6 protein-coding genes are annotated in these 4810 nt (G+C 57.0%); 4 read left to right on the top strand and 2 right to left on the bottom strand.

Features of this window, described 5'->3' with window-relative positions:
• Positions 1 to 284 precede the first annotated feature (284 nt).
• On the top strand, positions 285 to 671 hold the full coding sequence (locus HHL14_RS32530; RefSeq protein ID WP_169501700.1) for a nuclear transport factor 2 family protein: 387 nt from the start codon (positions 285 to 287) through the stop codon (positions 669 to 671).
• A gap of 236 nt (positions 672 to 907) precedes the next feature.
• On the opposite strand, the gene HHL14_RS32535 is transcribed toward HHL14_RS32530, so the two are convergent.
• A complete protein-coding gene (locus HHL14_RS32535; protein ID WP_169501701.1) occupies positions 908 to 1759 on the bottom strand; it encodes an aldo/keto reductase in 852 nt (283 codons plus the stop codon).
• 187 nt (positions 1760 to 1946) lie between these two features.
• Here HHL14_RS32535 and HHL14_RS32540 point away from each other — a divergent pair, with 187 nt between their 5' ends.
• The 3 genes from HHL14_RS32540 to HHL14_RS32550 all read left to right on the top strand — a co-directional run bounded on the left by HHL14_RS32540 (position 1947) and on the right by HHL14_RS32550 (position 4068).
• Entirely contained in the window at positions 1947 to 2918 is a 972-nt protein-coding gene (locus HHL14_RS32540; protein ID WP_169501702.1) for a LysR family transcriptional regulator, read from the top strand.
• 274 nt (positions 2919 to 3192) lie between these two features.
• Positions 3193 to 3393, top strand: a complete 201-nt coding sequence (locus tag HHL14_RS32545; protein ID WP_169501703.1) for a hypothetical protein — start codon at positions 3193 to 3195, stop codon at positions 3391 to 3393.
• A gap of 138 nt (positions 3394 to 3531) precedes the next feature.
• A complete protein-coding gene (locus HHL14_RS32550; protein ID WP_169501704.1) occupies positions 3532 to 4068 on the top strand; it encodes a hypothetical protein in 537 nt (178 codons plus the stop codon).
• A gap of 60 nt (positions 4069 to 4128) precedes the next feature.
• Here HHL14_RS32550 and HHL14_RS32555 read toward each other — a convergent pair.
• Positions 4129 to 4810 (bottom strand): hypothetical protein (locus HHL14_RS32555; protein WP_206002629.1); only part of this gene is annotated, 682 nt, incomplete at its 5' end.

Consider the following 4810-nt stretch of genomic DNA (forward strand, 5'->3'; position numbering starts at 1 on the left):
CTGAAGCCCCGAGGGGCTTTGTTGCGCTCGCGATGTTCGATTAGTGCAAACTCACGGTATCAAACTCGATCGACCTGACCGGCAATCGCCCGCTTGGCGGCAAAAATGGAGTTTCCACACACTCTGGGTCGCTCTATGCCAATTGCATGCCCCCCCCGCGGCGATCGGCACGCTTGGTCGTCGGGCACTACCCGACAGTCGTAGACTGGCAGTGGCCTGCGAGAAGCCGACATCGAGTTTGACTTTGGAAATTTGGGTTATCCCACTAAGGACGATCAACGAAAATGAAAGTATCTATTGCGCCAACAGCTGCAGAGCAGCCGGTACAAAAGCAACTCGACGCATATAACGCACGTGATATCGATGCCTTTATGGAGTGGTGGTCCGACGACTGTGAATATTACGAATTTCCCGCGAAACTGCTAGCCAGCGGAGCGGGGCAGATACGCGAGCGTCACGTCACTCGATTCAAAGAACCTAACCTGTTCGGCAAGCTGATCAGGCGCAGTGTCGTCGATAACCTGGTAGTCGACCAAGAGGTAGTCACGCGCACGTTTGCCAATGGCATCGGCGAAATCGACGTGCTTGCGATCTATCAAATTGAGAATGGAAAGATCGCGAAAGCATGGTTCAAAATGGGCTCGCCGAGGCTGGCCCCGAGTGCCGACTAAGAACTGGTCCGAATGTCCGGTATCAAGCGCCTTGAGCGTCGCTTGTGGATCGGTTATGCCTGTTGCATGAGAGCGTGGGCCGTGGGCGAGCGGCGTACCCGGTCGTGGGGCGCAGTGCGGCCAGAAGCGGTCTGTCACGCTGACCGTTTGAATGTCCGATTTGATCGCGTTCGCGAGCATATGACCCGCGAACGCCACTCAGATCTTACTGGTTCCTGGCGGTCAGCCACGGTATCTCAGAGGCCGAGCTTTCGTTCACTCATCCACTTCACGATCGCAGGATCGCGGTGTGAGAAGAAGCTGCTGGTGCCCGTCTCCAGCAATGCGACTGCCGTCATATCTGCCTCGGACAGTTCGAAGTCAAAGACGGCCAGGTTCTCCAGCATCCGTTCCTTTCGCACCGACTTTGCGAGCGCAACGACGCCGCGCTGTACTAGCCATCGAAGTACGACCTGCCCCACGGACTTGCCGTGACGCTCGGCAATGGCCACCAATCGATCGTTCTGGAACAGGTTGCCCCGTCCTTCGGCGAAAGGGGCCCACGCTTCCGACTGTATGCCGAGGTCGCGCATGAACGCGATGCTCTCCTCCTGCTGATGAAAGGGATTAACCTCGATCTGATTGACCGCCGGTTTGATCTCGTTGAACGCCGTGATGTCCATCAGGCGGTCCGACTGGAAGTTGCTCACGCCAATCGCCCGCAATTTGCCGGCGCGATGCGCTTCCTCCATGGCGCGCCATGCACCGTGAACATCCGAGAACGGCTGGTGGATCAGGAACAGATCAAGATAATCCACATCCAGACGGCGCAGCGATTGGTCGATGGCTGTACGCGCACGCAGGTAGCTGACATCTTCAACCCACAGTTTGCTGGTGACGAAAAGCTGGTCGCGCGCCACGCCACTGCGCTTCAAGCCGCGTCCGACGGCCGCCTCGTTCCTGTAGGACGCAGCGGTGTCGATCAGACGATAACCCGCCTGTACTGCGTCGACGACACAGCGCTCGCATTCTGCCTCGTCTGCAATCTGGAAGACGCCATAGCCGAGGATGGGCATCTGCATTCCGTTGTTCAGTGTGACGTGTTGCATGGTTGATCCTTGGAATTGAACGTCGATGGTGGTTTTAGACGACATGGGCACGTGGCCCGACGAGCGCTACTGTAGAACGGTCAGTTTCAAGTGAATAGCCGAGAAAGACTTGCGTCAATATCAACCTCAGATTGATAATTAAAATCTGCCTCATTGTCCCGTTCGCACTCCATCGAAAGCTTCGGTCATGCCCATCAACGACTTCAAGGCCATTGCGATGTTCGCCAAAGCAGTGGAGCTCGGCAGCATTCGAAAGGCAGCACTGGCTCAGGGTGTTACGCCCCAGGCGGCCAGTCAGAGCATCGCGCAACTTGAACGGCACCTCGGGGTCCGCCTGTTGCATCGAACCACGCGCAGCCTTGCCCTGACTGAGGAGGGCCTGCGATTCCTGGAGAACACACAGCCGGCTCTGGCGGCATTGGATCGCGCCCTGGCCCTGGCGCGGGAATCCAAGGATGAAATCGCCGGGCCGCTTCGTATCGTCGGGCCGAAATCCTCGTTCGCCACCATCCTCATGCCGTTGCTCGACGAGTTCTGCCGTGTGCACCCAGGTATCCAGCCGGACGTGCAACTCGATGACGGGATCGGCAACTGGGTATTGGATCGCGTCGATGTCGGCTTCAGGATCGGGGCATCGCCCAGCGAAGGGGTGATCGGACGGCAGCTTTTTCCAATTCAGATGATGGTGTGTGCCGCCCCCGGCTATCTGGAGGCGTACGGCGTGCCATTGACGCTCGACGATCTGGCGGCGCATCGCTGTAGCGTGTTCCGCCATTCGGGGACCGGCAAGGTAGCCCCCTGGTATTTGACGGTCGACGGCAGGCTCGAATATCGGCAGATGTCGCCAGCGTTCGCCACGAATGATTCGGAACTGGAAATGCAAGCCGTCCTCGCTGGGCAAGTCATAGGGCAGCTAGCCAGCTTCTCGGCGGCATCGCATATTCGGGCGGGGCGGCTGGTGCCGATCCTGCTGCGGCACATGAGCGCACATATTGGATTGCACATGTACTACGGAAGTCGAACCGCTCAACCCAAGCGAGTAAGAGCGTTCCTGGATCTCGCCATTGCCCGCCTGCGTGACTGCAGCGATTACATGCTCACTGACGCGGAGCTAAAGCAGTTCGATTCCAGATCGATGCGCTCCAGCAAGGGGCGTTAGTCGGTTTGACTCCGTTCCTTCGCCCTCGGACAGAACGACTGAAGTTGGCCGAGCAGCAGGCAGTCGCCGCAATCGGGTGAGAGACCGCAACGGATCGGTTTCAGGTGTCCACGTCGGGCAGTAGCCTACCCGTTTCGGACGTTCGACATAGTGGGAAAATCATCGACAATTCATAGGCAACTGGCAATCTCTCTGGCCACGTTGAGTGCCCTGGGAATCGCTCGATTTGTTTTGCATATCCGAACAACTTGTCACGCTCGCATGGAGAAATTTAATGCTGCGATTTGTCGTAGTCCGTGGAGTCCTGATGTGGGGCATTTGCACGGCAGTCATTTTCACTGCGATTCAGGTTCTGCAGCACCACGAAGTCGGCACGTTAGATGTCGCCAGAAATATCGGTACGTTCATGGTCGGCGGTATTTTTTGGGGAGCCACGATGTGGTGGTTGAGCGGCCGGAAAAAAGGAAAATCGTGACATGCCCGATGAGTCACCCTCTTCCCGATTCTCGGCAGACTATCTCGTGCGGTAGCCGGTTTCTTTACTCATTCACGTAGAATTCACGCAGACCTCGCTGCTGCAAACGCACGCCTTTATATCCCAATCGCGTTCCTGATGAACCGCCATACTTTCGCCCGATACGTTTCACTTCTGAGCCCTGTGTTGTTGTGCGCTTGCGCGGGCACGCCGTTCCAGACCGCTGCAAACTATCACCCGGAAACGGAGGCTCGTGTACGCGTTTACTGGGGTGCGAACGTGACCTTCTACATGAACACCGCGTGCGTTACGGGGGAAGCGAAGCATTTCGTCGCGTCCAAGCCCGGCTTATCCAGTCTTTCCAACAAGACAGTGGGCATGCCCGTGCCGTCCGACGCGGCGAGGTATTTCCACGAGTACATCGTTCCAGCCGGCGAGCCGATGACTGTTCATGCGCAGGTTGTGAGCGAACGGTTTATCGGCGGTAAGCGGTACAGGGCGATCGATGCAGCGAAATCGAGCACCTTCGTGCCTGAGCATGGACATAATTACGAGATTTTTGTGCAGGATAATGACGGTCCCGATGAGATCTTCGCTCGCGAACTCGTCTCGGGCGCCAATGGCATCTCGACAGTGCCGCATCCGCTCAAGCCAACGGGAACCTGCAAGCTCTAAGGCAGTCCGCCGCACGGCATATTGCATCCCGGACCACGTAGATGCGACCGTGGTACGCCGTCAGGAGCGAGCGTCGCGATCCTCCTGAACAATCGATCCGCCGAACCACGCAGCAGCCGATGGCACGAACAACAACGCGGTCGCTGCCGCATTGCCGAAATAGAGCAGGCCGACAGGGAACCTCTGGTTGAGCAACTGCACGGTCATGAGCAACAAGGTGCCGAACACCACGAGGATCAGTTGAATCACCCTCGCCCAGTTGCCGCGATATGCGATGCCGATCAACAGCACGACGTTGAACAACTGCCACCCGCCCCAGATGACGCTCATCAGCACAAAGCCTCCGTGTTGTTGCGGCGTTTGGTGAATGAGCTTCGATATTGAAAGCGCATACAGCGATTCGTTAAGCTCCAGGAACCAGACGAACACGAACAGCACGAATGACAGGCGCACGACCCATGGCGCGTCCGTGCCGAAAAGCGGAACTCTTTCAGTTAGCCGTTGATACATCGCCGTTATCCATTGAGCGTATGCCTGCTTTGAATTCGCTTTCAACCGTACGTGACAATCAACATGTCGCTGATCGGGTAACGGTGCAAGTTGCTGGAACTTGAGTGAGCTTCCCCTGAAATTTCGCCTTCCAATAGGTCGTGTATAAACTCGACGCAAAGGAAGGAAATCAGGCATGTTCAAGGTACCGAAACAGTCGTACACGACAGAGTTCAAGTTGGCCGCCGTACAG

Source organism: Paraburkholderia antibiotica, assembly GCF_012927125.1.
Classification (GTDB): Bacteria; Pseudomonadota; Gammaproteobacteria; order Burkholderiales; family Burkholderiaceae; genus Paraburkholderia; species Paraburkholderia antibiotica.